The organism is Polaromonas sp. A23 (assembly GCF_002001015.1).
Taxonomy (GTDB): Bacteria; Pseudomonadota; Gammaproteobacteria; order Burkholderiales; family Burkholderiaceae_C; genus Polaromonas.
On the sequence record NZ_MUNO01000017.1, the window covers coordinates 1 to 24,577 of the forward strand.

At 60.5% G+C, this 24,577-nt stretch carries 20 protein-coding genes, 2 tRNA genes and 1 pseudogene; 22 read left to right on the forward strand and 1 reads right to left on the reverse strand.

All coding sequences use genetic code 11. The annotated features are described in order from the left end of the window. From B0B52_RS07475 to B0B52_RS07565, 19 genes and pseudogenes are all read left to right on the forward strand, one after another. Positions 1–127 (forward strand): annotated as a pseudogene (locus B0B52_RS07475) (elongation factor Tu); the annotation flags it as partial. An 18-nt stretch (positions 128–145) separates the two neighbouring features. Next, positions 146–221: transfer RNA gene (locus B0B52_RS07480), tRNA-Trp, on the forward strand. Between the two features lie 131 nt (positions 222–352). Continuing rightward, the gene (gene secE / locus B0B52_RS07485) at positions 353–736 is read left to right on the forward strand and encodes a preprotein translocase subunit SecE (RefSeq protein ID WP_077593007.1); all 384 of its coding nucleotides are present in this window, start codon (positions 353–355) and stop codon (positions 734–736) included. A gap of 8 nt (positions 737–744) precedes the next feature. Beyond that, positions 745–1,332 carry a transcription termination/antitermination protein NusG gene (gene nusG / locus B0B52_RS07490; protein WP_254425667.1) on the forward strand — a complete coding sequence of 196 codons (588 nt, stop codon included), beginning with the start codon at positions 745–747 and terminating at the stop codon, positions 1,330–1,332. A 145-nt stretch (positions 1,333–1,477) separates the two neighbouring features. Beyond that, positions 1,478–1,912: a 50S ribosomal protein L11 gene (rplK, locus tag B0B52_RS07495; protein WP_077593009.1), complete on the forward strand. Its 435-nt coding sequence runs from the start codon at positions 1,478–1,480 to the stop codon at positions 1,910–1,912. Then, positions 1,909–2,604: a 50S ribosomal protein L1 gene (gene rplA, locus B0B52_RS07500; protein WP_077593010.1), complete on the forward strand. Its 696-nt coding sequence runs from the start codon at positions 1,909–1,911 to the stop codon at positions 2,602–2,604. The genes rplK and rplA overlap by 4 nt, the downstream gene beginning before the upstream one ends. Positions 2,605–2,866: 262 nt before the next feature. Next, on the forward strand, positions 2,867–3,397 hold the full coding sequence (rplJ, locus tag B0B52_RS07505; protein ID WP_077593011.1) for a 50S ribosomal protein L10: 531 nt from the start codon (positions 2,867–2,869) through the stop codon (positions 3,395–3,397). 29 nt (positions 3,398–3,426) lie between these two features. Next, positions 3,427–3,801, forward strand: coding sequence for a 50S ribosomal protein L7/L12 (gene rplL, locus B0B52_RS07510; protein WP_077593012.1), 375 nt, complete (start codon positions 3,427–3,429; stop codon positions 3,799–3,801). 333 nt (positions 3,802–4,134) lie between these two features. Then, complete coding sequence (gene rpoB / locus B0B52_RS07515) at positions 4,135–8,247, forward strand: DNA-directed RNA polymerase subunit beta (protein WP_077593013.1); 4,113 nt, start codon at positions 4,135–4,137, stop codon at positions 8,245–8,247. A 27-nt stretch (positions 8,248–8,274) separates the two neighbouring features. Further along, on the forward strand, positions 8,275–12,486 hold the full coding sequence (rpoC, locus tag B0B52_RS07520; protein ID WP_077593014.1) for a DNA-directed RNA polymerase subunit beta': 4,212 nt from the start codon (positions 8,275–8,277) through the stop codon (positions 12,484–12,486). A gap of 195 nt (positions 12,487–12,681) precedes the next feature. After that, positions 12,682–13,275 carry a LemA family protein gene (locus B0B52_RS07525; RefSeq protein ID WP_077593015.1) on the forward strand — a complete coding sequence of 198 codons (594 nt, stop codon included), beginning with the start codon at positions 12,682–12,684 and terminating at the stop codon, positions 13,273–13,275. Between the two features lie 13 nt (positions 13,276–13,288). Further along, the gene (locus B0B52_RS07530) at positions 13,289–14,281 is read left to right on the forward strand and encodes a M48 family metalloprotease (RefSeq protein ID WP_077593016.1); all 993 of its coding nucleotides are present in this window, start codon (positions 13,289–13,291) and stop codon (positions 14,279–14,281) included. 139 nt (positions 14,282–14,420) lie between these two features. Continuing rightward, complete coding sequence (locus tag B0B52_RS07535; RefSeq protein WP_077593017.1) at positions 14,421–14,747, forward strand: cytochrome C; 327 nt, start codon at positions 14,421–14,423, stop codon at positions 14,745–14,747. Between the two features lie 11 nt (positions 14,748–14,758). Next, a complete protein-coding gene (locus B0B52_RS07540) occupies positions 14,759–16,033 on the forward strand; it encodes an NAD(P)/FAD-dependent oxidoreductase (RefSeq protein ID WP_077593018.1) in 1,275 nt (424 codons plus the stop codon). A gap of 251 nt (positions 16,034–16,284) precedes the next feature. Beyond that, positions 16,285–17,661 (forward strand): 16S rRNA (cytosine(967)-C(5))-methyltransferase RsmB, encoded by a 1,377-nt coding sequence (gene rsmB, locus B0B52_RS07545; protein ID WP_077593019.1) that lies wholly within the window; start codon positions 16,285–16,287, stop codon positions 17,659–17,661. Positions 17,662–17,689: 28 nt separating this feature from the next. Beyond that, positions 17,690–18,313 carry a DUF4390 domain-containing protein gene (locus B0B52_RS07550; RefSeq protein ID WP_254425662.1) on the forward strand — a complete coding sequence of 208 codons (624 nt, stop codon included), beginning with the start codon at positions 17,690–17,692 and terminating at the stop codon, positions 18,311–18,313. After that, positions 18,310–20,583: a PAS domain-containing sensor histidine kinase gene (locus B0B52_RS07555; protein ID WP_077593021.1), complete on the forward strand. Its 2,274-nt coding sequence runs from the start codon at positions 18,310–18,312 to the stop codon at positions 20,581–20,583. The genes B0B52_RS07550 and B0B52_RS07555 overlap by 4 nt, the downstream gene beginning before the upstream one ends. A 66-nt stretch (positions 20,584–20,649) precedes the next feature. Then, on the forward strand, positions 20,650–21,330 hold the full coding sequence (locus B0B52_RS07560) for a response regulator (RefSeq protein ID WP_077593022.1): 681 nt from the start codon (positions 20,650–20,652) through the stop codon (positions 21,328–21,330). A 22-nt stretch (positions 21,331–21,352) separates the two neighbouring features. Beyond that, a tRNA-Phe gene (locus tag B0B52_RS07565) sits at positions 21,353–21,428 on the forward strand. Positions 21,429–21,529: 101 nt separating this feature from the next. Here B0B52_RS07565 and B0B52_RS07570 read toward each other — a convergent pair. Further along, positions 21,530–22,429: a LysR family transcriptional regulator gene (locus tag B0B52_RS07570; protein ID WP_077593023.1), complete on the reverse strand. Its 900-nt coding sequence runs from the start codon at positions 22,427–22,429 to the stop codon at positions 21,530–21,532. Positions 22,430–22,545: 116 nt separating this feature from the next. Between B0B52_RS07570 and B0B52_RS07575 the strand changes: the two genes are divergently transcribed. Genes B0B52_RS07575 through B0B52_RS07585 form a run of 3 tightly spaced genes read left to right on the forward strand, consistent with a single transcriptional unit; the run spans position 22,546 to position 24,538 of the window. After that, positions 22,546–23,295: an SDR family oxidoreductase gene (locus tag B0B52_RS07575; protein WP_077593024.1), complete on the forward strand. Its 750-nt coding sequence runs from the start codon at positions 22,546–22,548 to the stop codon at positions 23,293–23,295. A 35-nt stretch (positions 23,296–23,330) separates the two neighbouring features. Further along, positions 23,331–24,218 carry an SDR family oxidoreductase gene (locus B0B52_RS07580; RefSeq protein WP_077593025.1) on the forward strand — a complete coding sequence of 296 codons (888 nt, stop codon included), beginning with the start codon at positions 23,331–23,333 and terminating at the stop codon, positions 24,216–24,218. Then, entirely contained in the window at positions 24,215–24,538 is a 324-nt protein-coding gene (locus B0B52_RS07585; RefSeq protein WP_077593026.1) for a DoxX family membrane protein, read from the forward strand. The genes B0B52_RS07580 and B0B52_RS07585 overlap by 4 nt, the downstream gene beginning before the upstream one ends. The last annotated feature ends 39 nt before the right edge of the window (positions 24,539–24,577 follow it).

Sequence of the window (24,577 nt, forward strand, 5' to 3'; positions counted from 1 at the left end):
AGGCGATAACGTGTCGATCACCGTCAAGCTGATCAACCCGATCGCCATGGAAGAAGGTCTGCGTTTCGCCATCCGCGAAGGCGGCAAGACCGTCGGCGCCGGTGTTGTGGCCAAGATCATTGCGTAAATATTGAAGGTTAGATGGAGGGGTATAGCTCAATTGGCAGAGCGTCGGTCTCCAAAACCGAAGGTTGTAGGTTCGATTCCTACTGCCCCTGCCACCCGGCGGTTGCCATGTTGATGTGACGGGTGGTTTGAATAGAAGGTAAAGCGAGCCCGCCGGGGGTGAAAACTCCAGGTGGGCTTAAGCGTCTGAGAGGACGCGTGAAGAAGAACAGGAAATCAGGCAATCATGGCCACTTCTCAAGTCGAAACCGTCAGCACAACTGCTGACAAGGCCAAACTGGCCCTAGCGCTGGCTTTGGTGGTCGGTGCATTGGCGGGCTTTTACCTGCTTGCCAAGCAAGGGCAAGTTGTCCAGTGGGGCGGCCTGATCGCTGGCTTGGTGGCTGCTGTGGTTGTTTTCTTGACTTCCGAGCCCGGCAAGCAGTTTGTGGCTTTTGGCCGTGATTCCTGGCGCGAAGTCAGAAAAGTGGTGTGGCCGGCCCGCAAGGAAGCCATGCAGATGACGGCTTACGTGTTTGCCTTCGTGGTGATCATGGCCCTCTTTTTATGGCTCACGGATAAAACACTCGAATGGGTGTTTTACGACCTGATTTTGGGGTGGAAGAAATAATGAGCGATATGAACGGTGACGTGGTCAGCGAAGTGGCGGCTGGCGCATCCCTGCATCCGGCTCCCGGCATGCAGTGGTATGTGGTGCATGCCTATTCGGGCATGGAAAAAGCCGTTGAGCGCAATATTGTCGAGCGCATCAACCGTGCCGGCATGCAGGCCAAGTTTGGCCGCTTTCTGGTGCCCACCGAAGAGGTGGTTGAGATCAAGAACGGCCAGAAAAAAACAACGGAGCGCCGTTTCTTTCCTGGTTATGTGTTGGTCGAAATGGTCATGGATGACGAAACCTGGCACTTGGTGAAACACACCAACAAGGTCACCGGTTTTGTCGGTGGGGCTAAAAACCGCCCTGCGCCCATTTCTGAAGAAGATGTGCAGAAAATTGTCGACCAGATGCAGGTGGGCACCGAGAAGCCGCGCCACAAGGTCGAGTTTGAAACGGGCGAATACGTTCGCGTGAAGGACGGCCCGTTCACCGACTTCAACGGCACAGTCGAAGAGGTCAATTACGACAAGAACAAAGTGCGGGTATCGGTCACGATTTTCGGTCGTGCCACACCTGTTGAACTGGAGTTCAGCCAGATCGAAAAGACCTGAGTTTTCGGTCGGCAGTTAAAAATTTCGCGCCTTGCAACTCGGCGCGAAGGGTTCTTCGGAATCATGATTGAGTTGTGTAACCCCCGGGGAGCCCGGGCCTGCTTCTTTGCGGTGCCCAGGCGTTATGACCCGCAAGGAGAAAAGTATGGCGAAAAAAATCGTCGGCTTCATCAAGCTGCAAGTGCCAGCTGGTAAGGCCAACCCGTCCCCCCCGATTGGCCCGGCTCTGGGTCAGCGCGGCCTGAACATCATGGAATTCTGCAAGGCATTCAATGCCCAGACCCAGGGTGTTGAGCCCGGCCTGCCATTGCCTGTGGTGATCACTGCATTTGCAGACAAGAGCTTCACCTTCATCATCAAGACCGCCCCGGCCGTCACGCTGATCAAGAAAGCCATCAAGCTGGACAAGGGCTCTGCCACGCCGCATACCGTCAAGGTCGGCAAGATCACTCGCGCCCAGCTGGAAGAAATTGCCAAGACAAAAATGAAAGACATGACTGCCGCCGATCTGGATGCAGCCGTGCGTACTATTGCCGGTTCTGCCCGTTCCATGGGTGTGACGGTGGAGGGTGTTGTATGAGCAAGCTGACCAAACGTCAGAAAGCTGTTGGGGACAAGATCGACAGCAACAAGTTGTACCCTGTGGCTGATGCCCTCGGTCTGGTCAAGCAATTCGCTGTCGCCAAGTTCGATGAATCTATCGATGTGGCAGTGCAGCTTGGTGTGGATGCCAAGAAGTCCGATCAGGTCGTTCGCGGCGCTGTCGTGCTGCCTAACGGCACCGGCAAGACCAAGCGGGTTGCCGTGTTTGCGCAGGGCGCCAAGGCTGAAGAAGCCAAAGCCGCCGGTGCCGACATTGTCGGTATGGATGACCTGGCTGCTGACATCAAGGCTGGCAAGATGGACTTCGACGTTGTGATTGCATCTCCGGATGCCATGCGTGTCGTGGGTACCCTGGGTCAGATCCTCGGCCCACGTGGCTTGATGCCCAACCCGAAAGTCGGCACGGTGACGCCTGATGTGGCCACAGCGGTGAAAAACGCCAAGGCTGGCCAGGTTCAGTTCCGCGTCGACAAAGCCGGTATCGTGCATGGCACCATCGGTCGCCGTTCGTTTGATACCGACAAACTGCAGGGCAACCTGGCAGCGCTGATCGATGCACTGACCAAGGCCAAGCCTGCTTCGAGCAAAGGCGTGTATTTGAAGAAAGTCGCGGTTTCGTCAACGATGGGTGTGGGCGTTCGCGTCGACACGCAAACCATCGCAGCGTAATCGCAAAAATTTGGATGGCCTCGCAAGGGCTGTTCAAAGTGGTGGGCTGCCGGGGCTGAACTTCCGGCAGGCCATCCAGGACCGTTGGTGTGGCAGATGAAAGTCCGTCACTTAATCCTCGAAAGACAGCCAACGCAGATGGCGGTCCCGCTGCTTGAATGGTTTTGAAAAGAATCTGAAAACAGTTGGTCGCTGAACATAGGCGTGTTGATGGGGTGGCGCGAAGGCATCACCCGAAAGACACAATACTAAGGAGTAGACCTTGAGTCTCAACCGCAGTGAGAAACAAGCCGTCATTGATGAAGTGACCGGCCTCGCCGCTAAAGCTCAAACGCTCGTGGTGGCGGAATACCGTGGTATCACGGTCGCTGACATGACCAAGCTTCGCAGCCAAGCCCGCGACAAAGGCGTGAACCTGAGCGTGTTGAAAAACACCCTGGCTCGCCGTGCCGTGGCAGGCAGCGCGTTTGATGTCCTGTCCGACCAGATGACCGGTCCGCTGATCTACGGCTTTTCAACAGACGCTGTTGCTGCCGCCAAGGTGGTAGCTGACTTCGCGAAAACCAACGACAAGTTGGTGATTCGCGGAGGCGCAATGGCTGGAAAAGTCCTGGACGTGAACGGCGTGAAGCAGCTCGCAAACATCCCTTCGAAAGAAGTGTTGCTTGCTCAGCTGTTGGGCCTTATGCAATCGCCCATTTCGCGTACGGCACGAGTGCTGGCCGCGCTGGCGGAGAAAAAAGGCGGCGGCGAAGCGGCCGCATCGCCCGCAGCAGAAGCTGCAGCGGCGTAACTTGTACCCAACTTTTTTAGGAAATCAAAATGGCATTCGATAAAGACGCATTTTTGACCGCGCTCGACAGCATGACGGTCCTCGAACTCAACGACCTGGTGAAAGCCATCGAAGAGAAATTTGGCGTGAGCGCTGCAGCCATGTCAGCTCCTGCCGCTGGCGGCGGCGGTGCTGCTGCAGTTGCAGAAGAGAAGACTGACTTCACGGTCATGCTGCTCGAAGCCGGCGCCAACAAGGTGTCCGTCATCAAGGCAGTTCGTGAAATCACCGGTCTGGGCCTGAAAGAAGCCAAAGACCTGGTCGATGGCGCCCCCAAGGCTGTCAAGGAAGCCGCTCCAAAGGCCGACGCAGAAGCTGCCAAGAAAAAACTCGAAGAAGCCGGCGCGAAAGTCGAACTCAAGTAATTCTTGTGTTTCGCGAAGGCTGGAAGTCCGGATTCGGCTTCCAGCCTTTCGTGCTTTCAAGGAGTGCCGTTCAAGCGCGTACTGGCGTGCTTTATGGCCTTCCTGGAATCACCGGCAAGCAGATTTCATCGAATCTGCTTGCCAGTGTTTCCTGACCCCGACTGCAGGAAATGCCTTGGTTCGGGCAACGTGCAATGCGTTGCCGTCCGCCATGGTTGGTAGTGGCCAACCACCAAGTCTGTTTGAGTACGTGGTGTATTCATTCAAGACAGTCGCCAGAGCTTAACAAACCAGTTGTTGTACTTGTTTGTGTCCCATCAAAGCGGAGAACTCATGGCCTATTCATATACCGAACGCAAGCGAATTCGCAAAAGTTTCGGCAGCCGCGAGAGCGTGCTGAAAGTCCCTTATCTGTTGCAGATGCAGAAGGACGCCTACACGGCGTTCCTCCAAGCTGACCGCGCACCTCAAAAGCGCGAAATCGAAGGCTTGCAGGCTGCCTTTGACAATGCTTTTCCCATCGTCTCGCACAATGGTTTTGTCGAGATGAAGTTTCTCGAGTACAACCTGGCCAAGCCCGCCTTTGATGTGCGCGAATGCCAGACACGCGGCCTGACTTTTGCCTCGGCCGTCCGCGCCAAGGTCCAGCTGATCATTTATGACCGCGAGTCGTCGACGTCGCAGTCCAAGGTGGTCAAGGAAGTCAAGGAGCAGGAAGTCTACATGGGCGAAGTTCCGCTCATGACTGACAAGGGCTCGTTCGTCATCAACGGCACTGAGCGCGTGATCGTGTCCCAGTTGCACCGCTCGCCTGGCGTGTTTTTCGAGCATGACAAGGGCAAGACCCATAGCTCGGGCAAGCTGCTGTTTTCGGCGCGCATCATCCCTTACCGTGGCTCCTGGCTGGACTTCGAGTTCGACCCGAAGGACATCCTGTACTTCCGCGTCGACCGTCGCCGCAAGATGCCGGTCACCATCCTGCTCAAGGCCATCGGCCTGAACCCGGAGTCCATCCTCGCGAACTTCTTCGTGTTCGACAATTTCCGCTTGATGGACAGCGGTGCGCAGATGGAATTCGTCGCCGAGCGCATGCGCGGCGAGGTCGCCCGCTTCGACATCACCGACAAGAACGGTAAGGTTGTTGTTGCGAAAGACAAGCGCATCACCGTGCGCCACACACGCGAGCTGGAGCAAAGCGGTACGTCCACCATCAGCGTCCCGGAAGACTTCCTGATCGGCCGCGTCGTCGCCAAGAACATCGTTGACGCAGAGACCGGCGAGATCATCGCCAAGGCCAACGATGAATTGACCGAAATGCTGCTGAAGAAGCTGCGTGTTGCCGGCGTGCAGGACCTCCAGGTGCTGTACACCAACGAACTCGACCAGGGCGCCTACATTTCGCAGACCCTGCGTTCCGATGAAACCGCGGACGAGTTTGCTGCACGCGTGGCGATCTACCGCATGATGCGCCCCGGCGAGCCGCCTACGGAAGATGCCGTTCAGGCCCTGTTCCAGCGCCTGTTCTACAACCCGGACACTTACGACCTGTCCAAAGTCGGCCGCATGAAGTTCAACGCCCGTGTGGGCCGCGACACTTCCACCGGCCCCATGGTCATGACCAATGAAGATATCCTCGCGGTCGTCAAGATCCTGGTGGATTTGCGAAACGGCAATGGTCAGGTTGACGATATCGACCACCTGGGCAATCGCCGCGTGCGTTGTGTCGGTGAACTGGCGGAAAACCAGTACCGTACCGGCTTGGCACGGATTGAAAAAGCCGTGAAAGAGCGTCTGGGTCAGGCCGAGCAAGAGCCGCTGATGCCACACGACCTGATCAACAGCAAGCCGATTTCTGCCGCGCTGAAGGAATTCTTTGGTGCATCGCAGCTGTCCCAGTTCATGGACCAGACCAATCCGCTGGCCGAGATCACCCACAAGCGCCGTGTTTCGGCCCTTGGCCCGGGTGGTTTGACCCGCGAACGTGCCGGCTTTGAAGTGCGTGACGTGCACGTGACCCATTACGGCCGCGTGTGCCCGATTGAAACGCCTGAAGGCCCGAACATCGGCCTGATCAATTCGCTGGCCCTGTATGCCCGCCTGAACGAGTACGGTTTCATCGAGACGCCGTATCGACGCGTGATTGACGGCAAACTCACGGACCAGATCGATTACCTGTCTGCCATCGAAGAAGGCAAATATGTGATCGCCCAGGCCAATGCGCTGCTTGACGACGCAGGCAAGTTGACAGGCGACCTGGTATCTGCCCGCGAAAACGGCGAATCCGTGTTGGTCGGAGCAGAACGCATCCAGTACATGGACGTGTCCCCCGCGCAGATCGTGTCGGTGGCGGCCTCGCTGGTTCCTTTCCTGGAGCACGACGATGCCAACCGCGCGCTGATGGGTGCCAACATGTCGCGTCAGGCGGTGCCTGTGCTGCGTCCGGAAAAGCCATTGGTGGGTACCGGCATCGAGCGCGTGGCCGCCATTGACTCCGGCACGGTCGTCACGGCTAACCGCGGTGGCGTGGTGGACTATGTGGACGCCACCCGTATCGTGGTGCGCGTGAACGACGCGGAAGCGCTGGCTGGTGAAGTGGGTGTGGACATCTACAACCTGATCAAGTACCAGCGTTCCAACCAGAACACCAACATCCATCAGCGCCCCATCGTCAAGATTGGCGACAAGCTGGCCAAGGGTGACGTGATTGCCGACGGCGCATCGACCGACCTGGGTGAGATCGCCATCGGCCAGAACATGCTGATCGCCTTCATGCCCTGGAACGGCTACAACTTCGAGGACTCGATCCTCATTTCCGAGCGCATCGTCGCCGAAGACCGCTACACCTCGATCCACATCGAGGAACTGGTGGTCATGGCGCGCGACACCAAACTCGGTGCGGAAGAGATCACCCGTGACATCCCGAACCTGTCCGAACAGCAACTCAACCGTCTTGACGAGTCCGGCATCATTTATGTCGGCGCTGAAGTCCAGCCGGGCGACACGCTGGTTGGCAAGGTTACGCCCAAAGGCGAGACCACGCTGACCCCGGAAGAAAAGCTGCTGCGCGCCATCTTCGGCGAAAAAGCCAGCGATGTGAAAGACACCTCGCTGCGCGTGAGCCAGGGCTCGCAGGGCACCGTGATCGACGTGCAGGTCTTCACCCGTGAAGGCATCGTGCGCGACAAGCGTGCCCAGCAGATCATCGACGACGAGCTCAAGCGCTTCCGTCTGGACCTGAACGACCAGCTGCGTATCGTGGAAGCCGATGCGTTCGACCGTATCGAAAAACTGCTCAACGGCAAGGTCGCCAATGGCGGGCCGAAAAAGCTCGCCAAAGGCACGAAGATCGACAAGGCCTACCTGGCCGATGTCGAGAAGTACCACTGGTTCGACATCCGCCCGGCGGACGACGAAGTGGCTGCGCAGCTCGAGAGTATCAAGAACTCGATGGAGCAGACGCGCCACAGTTTTGACCTGGCTTTTGAAGAAAAGCGCAAGAAGCTCACGCAGGGCGACGAGTTGCCAGCGGGCGTGCTGAAGATGGTCAAGGTCTACCTGGCTGTCAAGCGCCGCCTCCAGCCTGGCGACAAGATGGCCGGCCGTCACGGCAACAAGGGTGTGGTGTCCAAGATCGTTCCGGTCGAAGACATGCCCTACATGGCCGACGGCACGCCTTGCGACATCGTGCTCAATCCGCTGGGCGTGCCCTCGCGGATGAACGTGGGCCAGGTGCTTGAAGTTCACCTCGGCTGGGCCGCCAAGGGCCTGGGCCAGCGCATTGGCGACATGCTGCAGGCCGAAGCCAAAGTGGCTGACCTGCGCAAGTTCATGGACACGTTGTACAACAAGTCCGGCCGAGTGGAGGATCTCTCCAAGCTGTCCGACGGCGACATCCTGCAGATGGCCGGCAACCTGACAGGCGGCGTGCCGTTTGCCACGCCGGTGTTCGACGGTGCGTCCGAGGCGGAGATTATGGGCATGCTGCAGCTGGCTTACCCGGACGACATCGCCAAGATCAAGGGCCTGACGGCAACGCGCACTCAGGCGCAGCTGTACGACGGACGCAATGGCGACCCGTTCGAGCGCACGACCACTGTGGGCTATATGCACTTCCTGAAGCTTCACCACCTGGTGGACGACAAGATGCACGCGCGTTCGACCGGCCCTTACTCGCTGGTCACGCAGCAGCCGCTGGGCGGCAAGGCGCAGTTCGGTGGACAGCGTTTCGGCGAGATGGAGGTCTGGGCGCTGGAAGCGTACGGCGCCGCCTACACGCTGCAGGAAATGCTCACCGTCAAGTCCGACGACGTGCAGGGCCGTACCAAGGTGTACGAAAGCATTGTCAAGGGCGAGCACGCGATCACCGCCGGCATGCCGGAGTCGTTCAACGTGCTGGTGAAAGAAATTCGTTCGCTCGGTATCGATATCGAGCTGGAACGCAGCTAATCAACAGGAAAGAAAAGGATTTAACTCATGAAATCATTACTCGACCTGTTCAAGCAATTCACGCCGGATGAGCATTTCGATGCCATCAAGATCGGCATGGCTTCGCCCGAGAAGATCCGTTCGTGGTCTTTCGGCGAAGTGAAGAAGCCTGAAACCATCAACTACCGTACCTTCAAGCCAGAGCGCGACGGTCTTTTTTGCGCCAAGATCTTTGGCCCCATCAAGGACTACGAATGCCTGTGCGGCAAGTACAAGCGCCTCAAGCATCGCGGTGTGATCTGCGAGAAGTGCGGCGTTGAAGTCACGCAGACCAAGGTTCGCCGCGAACGCATGGGTCACATCGACCTGGCTGCACCATGCGCGCACATCTGGTTCCTGAAGTCGCTGCCGTCACGCCTGGGCCTGGTGCTCGACATGACGCTGCGCGACATCGAACGCGTGTTGTATTTCGAAGCTTATGTGGTGACCGATCCCGGCATGACCCCGCTGAAGAAATTCAGCATCATGTCGGAAGACGACTACGACGCCAAGCGCAAGGAATACGGTGACGAGTACACCGCCAAGATGGGCGCCGAAGGTATCAAGGACCTGCTCGAAGGGCTGGACCTCGACGTCGAGATCGACAAGCTGCGCAACGACTTGACTGGCTCCGAAATCAAGATCAAGAAAAACGCCAAGCGTTTGAAATTGATGGAAGCCTTCAAGAAGTCCGGCATCAAGCCGGGCTGGATGGTGCTGGACGTTCTGCCTGTGCTGCCGCCGGACCTGCGTCCGCTGGTGCCGTTGGATGGTGGCCGCTTCGCGACCTCCGACCTGAACGACCTGTATCGCCGCGTGATCAACCGCAACAGCCGTCTGCGCCGCTTGCTGGAGCTGAAGGCTCCCGAGATCATTGCCCGCAATGAAAAGCGCATGCTGCAGGAAGCTGTGGATTCGCTGCTCGACAACGGCCGCCGTGGCAAGGCCATGACGGGCGCCAACAAGCGTGCACTGAAGTCTTTGGCCGACATGATCAAGGGCAAGTCGGGCCGTTTCCGCCAGAACTTGCTGGGCAAACGCGTCGATTACTCTGGCCGTTCAGTCATTACCGTGGGCCCGACGCTCAAACTGCACCAGTGCGGCCTGCCCAAGCTGATGGCGCTTGAGCTGTTCAAGCCTTTCATCTTCTCGCGCCTCGAAGCCATGGGCATCGCGACAACGATCAAGGCTGCCAAGAAGGAAGTCGAATCCGGCACGCCAGTGGTGTGGGACATCCTGGAAGAGGTGATCAAAGAGCACCCGGTCATGCTGAACCGTGCGCCCACGCTGCACCGCCTCGGCATTCAGGCCTTTGAGCCCATCCTGATCGAAGGCAAGGCGATCCAGCTGCACCCGCTCGTCTGCTCGGCCTTCAACGCCGACTTCGACGGTGACCAGATGGCTGTCCACGTACCGCTGTCGGTGGAAGCGCAGATGGAAGCCCGCACCCTGATGCTGGCTTCGAACAACATCCTGTTCCCTGCCAACGGCGAGCCTTCCATCGTTCCTTCGCAGGACGTTGTGCTGGGTCTGTACTACACGACCCGCGACCGCACAAACGGCAAGGGTGAAGGCCTGGTGTTTTCCGACACCGGTGAAGTGCGCCGCGCCTTTGACGCCGGTGAACTCGACCTGAACGCACGCATCAGCGTGCGCCTGACCGAGTACACCAAGAACAAGGAAACCGGCGAGTTCGTGCCATCGACCAAGCTGTGGGAAACCACGGGTGGCCGTGCACTGCTGTCGGAAATTCTGCCCAAGGGTCTGCCCTTCTCGAACCTGAACAAGGCGCTGAAGAAGAAAGAGATCTCCAAGCTCATCAACGTTTCTTTCCGCAAGTGCGGATTGAAAGAGACCGTGGTGTTTGCCGACAAGCTGCTGCAGTCGGGCTTCCGTTTGGCAACCAAGGCCGGCATTTCGATCTGCATCGACGACATGCTGATCCCCAAGGAAAAGCCGAGCATCATTGCGCGCGCCCAGAAGGAAGTCAAAGAGATCGAGCAGCAGTATGTCTCGGGCCTCGTGACCTCCGGTGAGCGCTACAACAAGGTGGTGGATATCTGGGGCAAGTCCGGCGACGAAGTGTCCAAGGTGATGATGGCCCAGCTCTCGAAAGAGAAAGTCATCGACCGCCATGGCAAGGAAGTCGAGCAGGAATCCTTCAATTCCATTTACATGATGGCCGACTCCGGCGCCCGCGGTTCCGCTGCCCAGATTCGTCAGGTCGCCGGTATGCGCGGTTTGATGGCCAAGCCTGACGGCTCGATCATCGAAACGCCGATTACGGCCAACTTCCGCGAAGGCCTGAACGTGCTGGAGTACTTCATCTCCACCCACGGTGCCCGAAAAGGCCTGGCTGACACCGCGCTGAAAACCGCCAACTCCGGTTACCTGACACGCCGCCTGTGCGACGTGGTCCAGGATCTGGTGGTGACGCAGGACGACTGCGGAACGCAGGACGGCTCGCTGATGCGCGCTATCGTTGAAGGCGGTGAAGTCATCGAATCCCTGCGCGACCGTATCCTCGGCCGCACCACGGTGGAAGATGTGCTGCACCCCGAAAACCGCGCGGTGCTGGCGAAAGCCGGCGTCATGTTGGACGAAGACCTGATCGAGGAACTCGAAGCGGCCGGTGTGGACGAAGTCAAGGTGCGCACGGCATTGACCTGCGAAACCCGCTTCGGCCTGTGCGCCAAGTGCTACGGCCGTGACCTGGGTCGCGGTGGTCTCATCAACATCGGCGAAGCAGTCGGTATCATCGCTGCGCAGTCGATCGGTGAGCCGGGTACGCAGCTGACCATGCGTACCTTCCACATCGGTGGTGCAGCGTCGCGTGCGGCCATTGCCTCCAGCGTGGAAGCCAAGTCCAACGGCGTGATCGGTTTCAATGCGCCGATGCGTTACGTGACCAACACCAAAGGCGAGCTGGTTGTGATTGCCCGTTCCGGCGAGATCGTCATTCATGACGAGCATGGCCGTGAGCGTGAGCGCCACAAGGTACCTTATGGTGCCATCCTGGCGGTCAAGGCTGACCAGCAGATCAAGGCCGGTGCCATTCTGGCCAACTGGGATCCGCTGACGCGCCCCATCATTACCGAGTTCGCCGGCAAGGTGGCCTTCGAGAATGTGGAAGAAGGCGTGACGGTGGCCAAGCAGCTCGACGAGGTGACCGGTCTGTCCACCCTGGTGGTGATTGATCCGAAACGCCGCGGTGCGACCAAGGTGATTCGTCCCCAGGTCAAGCTGATTGACGCTTCCGGCCATGAAGTCAAGATCCCCGGCACCGATCACTCGGTGACGATTGGCTTCCAGGTGGGTGCACTGGTTCAGGTGCGTGACGGCCAGGATGTGGGCCCTGGCGAAGTGCTTGCACGTATTCCGGTTGAAGGCCAGAAAACGCGAGACATCACCGGCGGTCTGCCGCGTGTGGCCGAGCTCTTTGAAGCCCGTACGCCGAAAGACAAGGGTACGCTGGCAGAGATGACCGGTACCGTGTCGTTTGGTAAAGAGACCAAAGGCAAGGTTCGTCTGCAGATCACCGACCCGGAAGGCAAGGTCTGGGAAGACCTCGTGCCCAAAGAGAAGAATATTCTCGTGCACGAAGGCCAGGTTGTGAACAAGGGCGAGTCGATCGTGGACGGCCCGGCCGATCCACAGGACATCCTGCGTTTGCTGGGCATGGAGGAGCTGGCCCGCTACATCGTCGACGAAGTGCAGGACGTTTACCGCCTGCAGGGCGTGAAGATCAACGACAAGCACATTGAAGTGATTGTTCGCCAGATGCTGCGCCGTGTTGTTGTCGAAAGCGTGGGTGATTCCAGCTACATCGCCGGTGAACAGGTCGAGCGTTCCGCCATGCTGGATGCCAACGATGCCCTGCGCGCCGAAGGCAAGATCCCGGCAACCTTCAGCAATCTGTTGCTTGGTATCACCAAGGCATCGCTGTCGACCGATTCGTTCATCTCTGCGGCTTCCTTCCAGGAAACCACCCGCGTGCTCACCGAGGCTGCCATCATGGGCAAGCGCGACGAGCTGCGTGGTTTGAAAGAGAACGTGATCGTCGGCCGCCTGATTCCTGCCGGTACCGGCATGGCCTACCACGAGGCGCGCAAAGCCAAGGACCAGATGGACGACGCCGAGCGACGCGCCATTGCCGAAGCGGAAGCTGCCGAACTGGAGGCGATGCCCGAGCAGAGCAGCGAAGGTGCTGCCAGCGAATAATCGCTGTTTTCTGACGCTATAAAAAGCGAAGCGCCTCGCGCCCTGTAGACAAGGGTCCGAGGCGCTTTTTATTGGGCATTCAAGGCTGCGTTGGCCGCCCTGCACGCCAGATGGCCGAAAAGCTGTACGGGCTCTGGCTTGTCGGCTAAAGTCGCGGTGCCAGTTTTTTGGCCCGCTGCGAAAGGAAAATGCCTCATGTCCACCCAGTCCCTGGTTCTCATCGCTGTATTTGCCTTGCTGCTGTTCTGGGCCGTCGGCGCCTACAACCGGCTGGTGCGGCTGAAAAACATCATTGCCAATGCCTTTGGCCAGATCGATGTACAGCTCAAGCGCCGTTATGACCTGATTCCTAATTTGGTCGAAGCCGCCAAGAAATACCTGCTGCATGAGCGTGAAACGCTGGAAGCTGTGATCGCGGCTCGCAATCAGGCTCGATCAGCCAGCGACGCAGCACGCAGCCGCCCCACGCGCGCGACGGAAGTCCTGGCGCTGGCTGCCGCCGAAGAGGCGCTGAGTGGCAGCCTTGGCCGCCTGTTTGCAGTGGCTGAGGCTTATCCCGAACTCAAGGCCGACGACACCATCCGTGAGCTCAGCGAAGAACTGACCAGCACCGAAAACAAGGTTGCGTTCGCCAGGCAGGCTTATAACGATGCGGTCCTGGACTACAACAATGCGCAGGCCCAGTTTCCCGCGCTTCTGATTGCCCGGCTGTTCGGTTTCGCGGCGTCGGCCATGTTGCAGGCTACGCAGGCACCCGTCGAGCGCGAGACGGTACGCATCCAGATGTAGGCCTTAACCCGGCATGCGTTTTTTTGAACACCAGGAGCAGGCCCGCGCCGAAACCCGGCATCTGCTGATGCTGTTTGCCTTGACGGTGGTTGCGCTGGTGTTGGTCGTCAACGCTGCATTGGGCTTGACCTGGTACCTGCTCACACCTGGCTTCAGCGGTTATCCGGCGTATTTTTTCAGTGTCAACACGGCGGTAGCCCTGCTTTTTATCCTGGGCGGTTGGTGGCTGGAAACCTCCAGCCTGCACGGTGGCGGGGAAAAACTGGCGCGTCGCGTGGGCGCGCGGGAGGCCTGGCCGTCCAGCCGGCTCGATGAGCAAAAGCTTTGCAACATCGCCAGCGAGCTGGCCATTGCCGCCAGCATGCCTGCGCCCCAAGTCATGGTGTTGAACCGTGTGGAGAGCATCAATGCCTTTGCCGCCGGCTGGGATGAAGAAGACGCGGTGATTGCCGTGACGCGCGGCGCGCTTGATGGTTTGACCCGTGACGAGCTGCAAGGCTTGGTGGCCCATGAGTTGAGCCATATCCGCGAAGGCGACACCCGGCTCAACATGCGCCTGGCCGGCATGGTGTTTGGGCTGGAGATGATTTTCAACCTGGGTGTGGGCATGTGCGAACGCGATGAGAACAACCGCCGTTCGGTGCTGGTATTGCCCGGGCTGGCCATCATGGGCGCCGGATTTCTTGGATGGCTCGCTGGCCGCGCGCTGAAAGCTGCGGTGTCGCGCCAGCGCGAGTTTCTTGCCGATGCGCGAGCGGTTCAGTTTACGCGCAGCAAGGATGGCCTGGGCGGTGTGCTGCGCAAGGTGGCCAGAGAGCAGGGCGCAGGCGCCACGGCCAGCTTTCATCCGGCGGTGCAGCACATGTTACTGGTCGGCCAGGCCAGAGCGCATTGGCTGGATTCCCATCCGCCGCTGTCCGAGCGAATCCGCCGGATCTATGGCCGTTCCATGCCGGTGCTGGCCCAGGACGACATGGCCCCGACCCGGCCCGGGGCCCTGTTCTGAGCTTTCATCGCGAATAAGCAAATCACAAAAGGTTCGAATGCCGGTGCAGCGCAGGAAGTGCTTTGTACTGGATACTCCCTATGGCTCGCCGGACCCGGCGCGTTAAATTGACCTGCTGTAGCAACTGCGAGGAGAAGCTGTGAAGATTGCCCTACCCACTCTGGCACTGGCGTTCTGTACGCTTGCTGCGCCTTCCCTGAGCCATGCCCAAAATGCACCGGCCCAGGCTCTGCATGTGCGCAGTCTCGCCGCCACCTGCGCCAACTGTCATGGCACCGATGGAAAAGTGGTGCCTGGCTCCCCTGTTCTGTCCATCGCCGGCATGGAGAAAAACTACATCGTGGCCCAGCTCAAGGCCTTCAAATCCGGCACCCGGCCAGCTACTGTCATGCACCAGATCAGCAAGGGGTTCAGCGATGCCCAGATCGAGGTCCTTGCCGGCTACTTTGCCGCGCAGAAAAAATAAGGAGAACACTCATGCAAAGACGTTCCTTTCTCCAGTCCACTGCCGCGTTGAGCCTGCTCGGCCTGGGCGCATGCGCCACCACTTCCGTTCCGGCCAAAGCCAAAGTGGTCGTGATTGGAGGTGGTTATGGCGGCGCCACTGCGGCCAAATATGTACGCCTGCTGTCTGATCACAAAATCGATGTGGTGCTGATCGAGCCGCAAGCGGTCTTTGTCTCCTGCCCCATTTCCAATCTGGTGCTGGGCGGCAGCAAGCAGCTTGCCGACATCACCACGCCCTATGTGGGCCTCACAAAAAATCACGGCATCACCGTTGTCCGGGACATGGCAAACGCTATCGATACCGCAAAGAAAACCGTGACGCTGGCTGGCGGCGCAACCATCGCTTACGACAAGCTGGTTGTGTCTCCGGGTGTGGATTTGATGTATGACAGCATCCAGGGCCTGAAGGAAGCCCAGGCTTCCGGCCAGATCTTGCAAGCCTGGAAAGCAGGTCCCGAGACCGTGGCGCTGCGTAAACAACTCGAAGCCATGCCCGACGGCGGGGTGTACGCCATCACCATTCCCGAGGCGCCTTACCGCTGCCCGCCCGGTCCGTACGAGCGCGCTTCCGTCATTGCAGGCTATTTCAAGGCCACCAAGCCGCGCAGCAAGGTGCTGATCCTTGACGCCAATCCGGACGTCACGTCCAAAGGCCCGTTGTTCAAGAAGGTGTGGGCCGAGCAGTACAAAGGCATCATCGAGTACCGCGGCCAGCACAAGACAACGGCGGTTGACGCGAAGGCCGGTGTCATCAAGTTCGACGTTCAGGACGATGTGAAGGCCAACGTCATCAATGCCCTGCCGTCCATGCGTGCAGGTGCCATCGCGGTGCAGACCGGCCTGAACAACATGGCCAACAACCGCTGGTGCGGCGTCAACTACCAGACCTTCGAGTCCACCGCTGCGAAGGACGTTTTTGTTCTGGGCGACTCCATTCAAATCGCGCCCGGCATGCCAAAGAGCGGCCACATGGCCAATAACCAGGGCAAGGTGGCGGCCGCGGCAATTGTTGCGCAGCTCTCGGGTTGGGACGTCAATCCGACACCGATGCTGACCAACACCTGCTACAGCTTTGTCGACAGTAAAAATGTCATCCACGTTGCCAGCGTGCATGAGTACGTGGCTGCCGAGAAGACCTTCAAGACAGTGGCCGGATCGGTCGGCGTCAGTACTGGCCCCACCGAGCAGGAAGGCGCTTACGCCATGAGTTGGGCCAGCAATATCTGGGCCGATAGTCTGGCTTAGCCCCCACGGTCGCTCACTGCGTGTAGCTCCCGAGGCCTTGCAGGCCGCGCCTCGCCAGAGGCTTCGTCTTTGTCGCCCGTCCAAAGCTGCACGGGCAGCTTTGGAGCCGCGGGCTCCAGCCCCTTGGGGGCCGCTGCGCCTGCGGCCCGGCTAAGCCGGTTCCGCGGCCCCTGCTTGAAACAGAGGGAAGTGGCACCCTCCGGCTGGTCTAATACGGGAGAACGCCTGTTTCGGGCGAATAGATTCGCCGCATGCAAGAAAACTCCACTCAAGTCCCTTTGTGGCGCCAGCTTCAGGGAGCCGCTTTTTTACTGATGGCCGTTCGTCAGGGCCGCTCCATGACTGCCGCGCTCGAGGATGTCGATCACACGGTCAGGCCTGGCGTGCAGGCGCTCGGCTTCCATGCCCTGCGCTGGCTTGGCCGGGCTGAAGCCCTGCGCCGGCAGCTGGCACAGCGGCCGCCGCCTCCCGAGGCTGATGCCTTGTTGTGCGTTGCGCTGGCTCTGGTCTGCACAGAAAGTGAGTCCGGCGCGCCCGCTACGGAGCATCCATCCGGCGACAGCAGCCCCCGCTATACCGCCTATACCCTTGTGGACCAAGCCGTCGAAGCCGCCAAAAGGGACGAGGCTACCGTGCACCAGGCCAGCTTCATCAATGGTTGCCTGCGTCGTTTCCTGCGCGAGCGCGATGCATTGATGGCTGCCACGGAAAGGCATCCGCAAGCGGTGTGGAATCACCCCCAGTGGTGGATTGACCGGGTGCGCAAGGATCATCCCGCGAGCTGGCAGGAAATTTTGCGGGCAAATAACGCCAAAGCACCGCTGATTCTTCGTATTAATACAAGAAAAACGACTTTGGCCCAGTATTTACGGGCGCTAGCAGCTATGAATATAGTAGCAAACCCGATCGGCCCGTGCGGCGTGGTTCTGGCATCGCCAAGTCCGGTGACGGCGTTGCCGGGTTATGCGGAAGGTCATTTTTCGGTGCAGGATGCCGCGGCGCAGATGGCGGCGCCGCTGCTGCTCGAAGGCCTCTCCCCTTCTGAGGGCAGTACGCGCCTGCGTATTCTCGACGCTTGCGCGGCGCCCGGTGGAAAAACAGCCCACTTGCTGGAGCTTGCAGATTGCGAGGTTCTGGCTCTTGATATCGATGCACGGCGCTGCGAGCGTATTGGCCACAATTTGCAGCGGCTGGGGCTGATTGCGGATATCAGGGTGGGGGATGCGGCGCATCCCGATGGCTGGTGGGACGGGGTGGCCTATGACGGCATCCTGCTCGATGCGCCGTGCACGGCCTCAGGGATCGTACGGCGCCATCCGGACGTACGCTGGCTGCGCCGGCCGACCGACATTGCCCAGCTTGCCGCATTGCAGTCGCGCATGCTGGAAACGCTCTGGCCGCTGCTCAAACCCGGAGGCCGTTTGTTGTACTGCACTTGCTCGGTTTTCCGGGCCGAAGGCGAGCAGCAGGCGCAAACGTTTGTTGCGCACCACAAAGACGCCCAATTCATGCCGTCGCCCGGTCATTTGCTGCCCCAAAGTAGCACCCGGGTGACCGACTTCCCGGACAATTTGCAAGGTGAGCACGACGGTTTCTATTACGCGGTTTTTGAAAAGCGCAAAGCCTGAAACGGTGTTGCGGTGGCTACGGGCGTTTTTGACATGCACCCTGATGGTTTTTGCCGGCCATGGGGCCTGGGCAACCGAGATCACTCAGCTCAAAATGGAGCGCTCCGACGAAGGCGTTTATCTGTCAGCCACGGTCAAATTCGACCTGTCGCCGGTGGTTGAAGACGCCCTGCTCAAGGGCATCCCCATGTTTTTTGTGGCCGAAGCCGATATCTACCGCGGCCGCTGGTACTGGTATGACAAACGCGTCACCACCGCCACCCGCACCGCGCGCCTGGCCTACCAGCCGTTGACCCGGCGTTGGCGCCTCAATGTGCTGCCAGGCGCCATCAGCGTCACGGGCCTGCGTGCGGCCTTCAGCCAGAACTACGACACCCTGGACGATGCAATTGCCTCGATCCAGCGCTTTTCGCGCTGGCGCATTGCCGATGCCTCGGAAGTCGACGCCGACGTCCGGCACAACGTGGACTTCCGTTTCCGCCTGGACTTGTCACAGCTGCCGCGTCCTTTCCAGATCGGCGTGGCCGGCCAGAAAGACTGGGCCATTGCAGTTGAAACAAACCGCGAGCTTGTTGCCGAGCCGATTCGGGACATGCCCAAGGATGCCGCCAAGGAGCCCGCTAAAGAATCGGCCAAAGAGGCGGTGAAGTGAGCTCCGCGGGTCGCGGCTCCTCCCTCAAATCAAGCCCCGCCTTTCGCTGGACTGTGGGCGTAGGTGTTGGCGCCATGGCCGCGCTGGGCCTGGTGCTGATGTTTTTGCTGACCCAGGCCACTGGCAATCGCGAACTCTACGAGCGCAACTACCCCCTGCTACTGGGCTTGAACATCGCGGTGGCGGTCTTGCTGCTGCTGGTGATCGGCTGGATTGTGCTGCGCCTGGTTATGCGGCTGCGCAAAGGCAAGTTCGGCAGCCGCCTGCTGGTCAAGCTGGCCGCCATCTTTGCCCTTGTGGGGCTGCTGCCCGGCATGATGATCTACGTTGTGTCCTACCAGTTCGTTTCGCGTTCCATCGAAAGCTGGTTCGATGTCAAGGTCGAGGGTGCACTCGACGCTGGCCTCAACCTGGGCCGCGTCACGCTGGACACGCTGGCCGCCGAGCTGGGCAACAAGACCCGTGCCGCAGCAACCCAGCTGATGCAGACGCCCGATACCTCTGCCGGCTTGGCCCTGGAGCGCCTGCGCGAGCAGCTTGCCGTCAGCGATGTGGTGCTGTGGACGGCCTCCGGCCAGTTGATCGCCAGCGCGGGCGACTCCCGGTATTCACTCAAACCGGAGCGCCCGCCAACCCAGTTGCTGCGCAACGCCCGCAGCCAGCGCGTGGCCACGCAAATCGAAGGACTTGATGAAGTGACCTTGCCCGGTGCCGAGCCGGGCAGCGCAGCGAGCCTGGCGGCAGGGGGCACTCCGCCACGCATCAAGGCGCTGGCGCTGGTCAGTAACCCGAACGTCGGCTTGTTTGGAGAGAGCCGTTTCCTGCAGGTAACGGAAGTGCTGCCGGCCAGTCTGGTTGCCAACGCCTTTGCCGTGCAAGAGGCCAACCGCGAATACCAGGAGCGTGCGCTGGCCCGGGGAGGTCTGCGCAAGATGTACATAGGCACACTCACGCTCAGCCTGTTCCTGGCGGTGTTTGGAGCAGTGCTGCTGGCGGTGGTTCTCGGTAACCAGCTGGCGCGGCCCCTGCTGCTGTTGGCAGAAGGGGTTCGGCAGGTGGCCCAGGGCGACCTGACGCCCAAGGCAGCCCTGCAGGGCAAGGACGAGCTGGGCGGTTTGACCCGCTCCTTTGCCGACATGACCCAACAGCTGGCCGACGCGCGCGGGGCGGTGCAGAAAAGCATGGACCAGGTCGACGCTGCGCGCGCCAACCTGCAGACCATTCTGGACAACCTCACCGCCGGTGTCTTGGTGCTGGACCTCAAGGGCCGTATCCAGACCAGCAACCCCGGAGCCACGCGTATCCTGCGCGTACCGCTGGCGGCCTACCATGGCCGCACGCTCAGCGACATTCCCGGGCTGGAAGCGTTTGCACAGGGGGTGCAGTCGCAGTTTGACACCTACTTTGGCGAAAACGTGCAACACGACATCGAGCACTGGCAACAATCCTTTGAGCTCAATGCAGCGCAACCTGGCGCGCCGGACAACGCCATCACCCTGATTGCCCGCGGGGCCAAAATGCCCGGCAACGAATGCCTGCTGGTGTTTGACGACGTGTCCGAGATGGTGTCCGCCCAGCGCGCCCAGGCTTGGGGAGAAGTGGCGCGTCGCCTGGCCCACGAAATCAAGAATCCGCTGACGCCGATCCAGCTGTCGGCCGAGCGGCTTGAAATGAAACTTACCGGCAAGGTTGCTGAGTCAGAGCAGATCCTCCTGACCAAATCCGTCAAGACCATTGTTGACCAGGTCGACGCCATGAAACGGTTGGTGAACGAGTTCCGCGACTATGCACGCCTGCCGGCGGCAGAGCTCAAACCACTGGATCTGAACGCACTGGTGACCGACGTATTGCAGCTGTATGCCAGCGAAAACGCCGTGGTGCCTGTCAGGACCGAGCTTGACCCGGCTTCTCCCGAGATCAAGGGGGATGCGCAACAGATTCGGCAGGTTATTCACAACTTGTTGCAAAACGCCCAAGACGCGCAAGAAGGCAGGCCTAGCGGCAGCGTCCTGCTTAAAACGGAATACTCCGAAACCTCGAAACGGGTGCGCCTGACGGTACGCGACAACGGTACCGGCTTCCCGGAACACGTGCTGAAACGGGCGTTTGAGCCCTATGTGACCACCAAGGTCAAAGGCACAGGTCTGGGGCTCGCAGTGGTCAAAAAGATTGCCGATGAGCACGGCGCCCGCGTTGATATTTCAAACCGGGTGGTCGACGGCGCCGTGCAGGGCGCTCAAGTATCGTTATCATTCGCGGTTGTGACTTAACAACAGTGCGGCCCGGGAGCCGGGGATCGCACAATTGACAACTGCAGGCAGGGGTAGCGATTCAACATGGCAAACATTCTGGTAGTCGACGATGAGCTGGGCATACGCGACCTGCTCTCAGAAATTCTTAACGACGAAGGGCATCAGGTCGAGCTGGCAGAAAACGCTGCCCAAGCGCGTGCCGCCCGGTCCCGGTCCCGGCCCGACCTGGTTCTACTTGATATCTGGATGCCCGACACCGACGGCGTCACCCTGCTCAAGGAATGGTCGTCTAGCGGGCTTCTGACCATGCCGGTGATCATGATGAGCGGCCACGCGACCATAGACACCGCCGTCGAGGCCACCAAAATCGGCGCGATGGCCTTCCTGGAAAAACCCATTACCCTGCAAAAGCTGCTGAAGGCCGTGGAGCAGGGCCTGGTTAAGTCGGCCGGCCGCAAGCCATTGGCGACGACGCCTGCCGCGCTGCTGCATGCCGTAGACATGACGGTCGAAGCGGCCATGACCGGCAACGCCATGCCCGCCGCGGTAGACCTCGGCCCCCAGGCCACCCAGAGTTTTTTGCTGGAAAAGCCGCTGCGCGATGCGCGCGACGAATTCGAAAAAGCCTACTTCGAGTTTCACCTCGCCAAAGAAGGTGGCTCCATGACCCGCGTGGCCGAGAAAACGGGGCTGGAGCGAACCCATTTGTACCGCAAGCTCAAGCAACTGGGCGTTGACCTGACCCGGGGCAAGCGCGCTGCCTGATATATAATGTGAGGCTCAGTCAGGCCCGGTAGCTCAGTCGGTAGAGCAGAGGATTGAAAATCCTTGTGTCGGTGGTTCGATTCCGCCCCAGGCCACCAGTCTTCATGCGCCTCAGCACCCTGTGTGGGTTCTGAGGCGTTTCTACATGCCAGGCCGCTTGTTTGTTTATTCAGGTGGGGCGTCAGTGCAGAAAGCTGCACTATTGCGCCGTGCCCATCACATCTGCCAGCCAATCCACGAACACGCGTACTCTAGGTGACAGGTGCCGGTGGTGGGGGTACATCACCGAAACAGGGAGGGGCGCGGGTTGCCACTTGCCGAGCACTTGGCAGAACGTGCCATCTTTCAGTCGCGATTCCACGTGATAGCGCGGCAATTGGACAAAGCCGAGATGTGCAGCGCAACAGGCGACGTAGGCATCGGCGTCCGTCACGCTGACTGAGCCTGGCAGGCGAACCGTACGTGCTTGGCCATCCACCAAGAAGTCGAAGGGCAGGGCCTTGCCGGTCGCAGTCGAGAGAAAGTTCACGGCGCGATGCCCGGCTCGCAGTTCGTCGATGGTCTTGGGCACGCCATGGCGCTTCAAGTACTCGCTGCTGGCGCAAGTCACCTGCTTGAGTGACGCAACGCGCCGCGCCACCATGCTCGAATCGCGGGGCTCGCCGGCGCGCAGCACGCAGTCCACCCCCTCGCGAACCAGGTCGACCAGGCGGTCGCCCATGCCGATTTCGAGTTCGACCTCGGGATAGCGGTCGAAGAAATCCTGGATCCGCGGCAGCACGAAATGTTTGGCCAGCGTGCCCTGCAGGTCGACGCGCAGCTTGCCCTTCGGATTGCTACCCGCAACGGCGAAGGCGGTCTCCGTCTCTTCCATGTCGGCCAGCAGCCGCACGCAGCGCTCGTAGTACGCCTCGCCGTCTTGCGTGGGGCTGACGTGCCGCGTCGTGCGGTGTAGCAGGCGTGCTCCCAGGCGCTTCTCCAGCTGCTGGATGGCGTGCGTCACGGTGGCGCGCGGCAGCTGCAGGTCGTCAGCGGCCTTGGTGAAGCTGCCGAGTTCCACGATCCGGTTGAACAGGCGCATCGCGTCGAGGCGGTCCATGTCAGCGCGCTTTCATTGTTGGTGTCTATTGGACAGTGATGGCAATTTTAGGTCATTTATCTGTCTTCGATTGAATAGAACAATTCAGTCATCCCATCAACTACCGGAGCAATTCAATGAACCCCAGCAACAACTCCCAAGTCGCCATCGTCACCGGCGCCTCGCGCGGCATCGGTGCCGCCGTCGCCCAACGGCTGGCAACGGACGGCTATGCCGTCGTCGTCAACTACGCGGGCCGGGCCGAAGAGGCGAACGGGGTCGTCAAAGCCATCGAAGCCCAAGGCGGCCGCGCCATCTCGGTCCAGGCCGATGTGTCCGAGCCGGCCGCCGTACGCACGCTGTTCGATGAAGCCGTCGCCGCTTTCGGCCGCGTCGACGTGCTGGTGAACAACGCCGGCATCATGCCGCCGGCGCTGCCGCATCTGGCCGCAACCGACGACACCACCTTCGATCGCCTGTTCGCGGTCAACGTGAAGGGCACGTTCAACGCATTGCGAGAAGCCGCCCAGCGGCTGGAGGCCGGCGGCCGCATCATCAACTTCTCCTCCAGCGTGATCGGCCTGGCGCTGCCGGGCTATGCGGTGTATGCGGCGACCAAGAGCGCGGTCGAAACCATGACTCACATCATGGCCAAGGAGCTGCGCGGCAAGAACATCACCGTCAACGCGGTGGCGCCCGGCCCCACGGCCACCGCGCTTTTCCTTGACGGCAAGACGCCCGAGGCGATCGAGCGCCTGGCCATGGCCGCGCCGCTGGAGCGCCTGGGCACGCCGGAAGACATCGCTTCCGCAGTCGCGCTGCTGGTCGGTCCCAGCGGCGCCTGGATCAACGGCCAAACGCTGCGCGCCAACGGCGGGCTGGTCTGAATCTGGCACTCACGCCCACTGAAAGGACACTCAGCATGAAATCCGTCATCCTCGTCACAGGCACTTCCACCGGGATCGGCCACCTCACCGCCCGCGCGCTTGCGGCCGCCGGCCACATCGTCTATGCCAGCATGCGCGACACGAAAGGGCGCAACGCGTTCAAGGTGCGCGAACTGCGCGACTGGAGCTTCGCGCAAGGCCATGACCTGCGCGCCGTCGAACTGGACGTGCTGTCGCAGCCCTCTGCCGACGCCGCCGCGGCGCACATCCTGGCCGAACAGGGCCGTCTGGATGCCGTCGTGCACAACGCGGGTCACCTGGTCGTGGGGCCGGCCGAAGCCTTCACGCCCGAGGAAATCGTCAAGGTGATGGACACCAACTTCCTCGGTCCCCAGCGCGTCAACCGCGCGGTGCTGCCCGCCATGCGCAGCCGCGAAAGCGGGCTGGTGCTGTGGGTCAGCAGCACCACAGTGCGCGGCGGCTTCCCGCCGTTCCTTGGCCCTTACGCGGCGGCCAAGGCGGCGATGGATTCCATGGCCGTGACGATGTCGTACGAGCTCTCGCGTTTCGGCATCGAAACGTCGATCGTCGTGCCCGGCGCCTTCACCCGTGGCACCGCGCATTTCCCGAATGCCGGCAAGCCCGCCGACGACAAGACGAGTGCCGCCTATGCGCGTTACGACGGCGTGATGGACCAGGTGGGCGAGCGCCTGTCGGCCCTCACGCCCGACAACGCTGACCCGCAAGTGGTGGCCGACGAGATCGCACGCATCGTCGGGCTGACGGCGGGTACGCGGCCTTTCCGTTCGGTGATCGATTTCATCGACGACGGCGCGGGCGCGGTTACCGAAGTCGCGGAGCGTGTGCGTGAGGAATTTGCACACCGCATCGGCATCGCCGACCTGCTCAAGCCCAGCGTATGAATGCCGACGCCCAACTGATCGCAGGCCGCGTGCTGATGGCCGCAGCTTTCATTGGCCCCGCGCTGTCGCACCTGGCCGACTCGGTGAACCGCCGTGTTGCAACCGAAGTGGCCATGGCCCTGGTGGAAGTGGTCGCCGGCCTGGCGCTCGCGGCCGGCCGGCAGCTGCGGTGGGTCGCACTGGCAGTGGCGGCGTTCTTGGTGGTCGACGCGTTCCTCGCGCACGACTTCTGGAACGCCGTGCCAAGCGATCATCGCAATCAGTTGCTGCACTTCTTCAAGAATCTGGCGCTGGCCGGTGCCTTCTCCATGCTCAAGTAGGTCCGCCGTTCTGCGCGCGCCGCCACCTCAAGCGGAGCG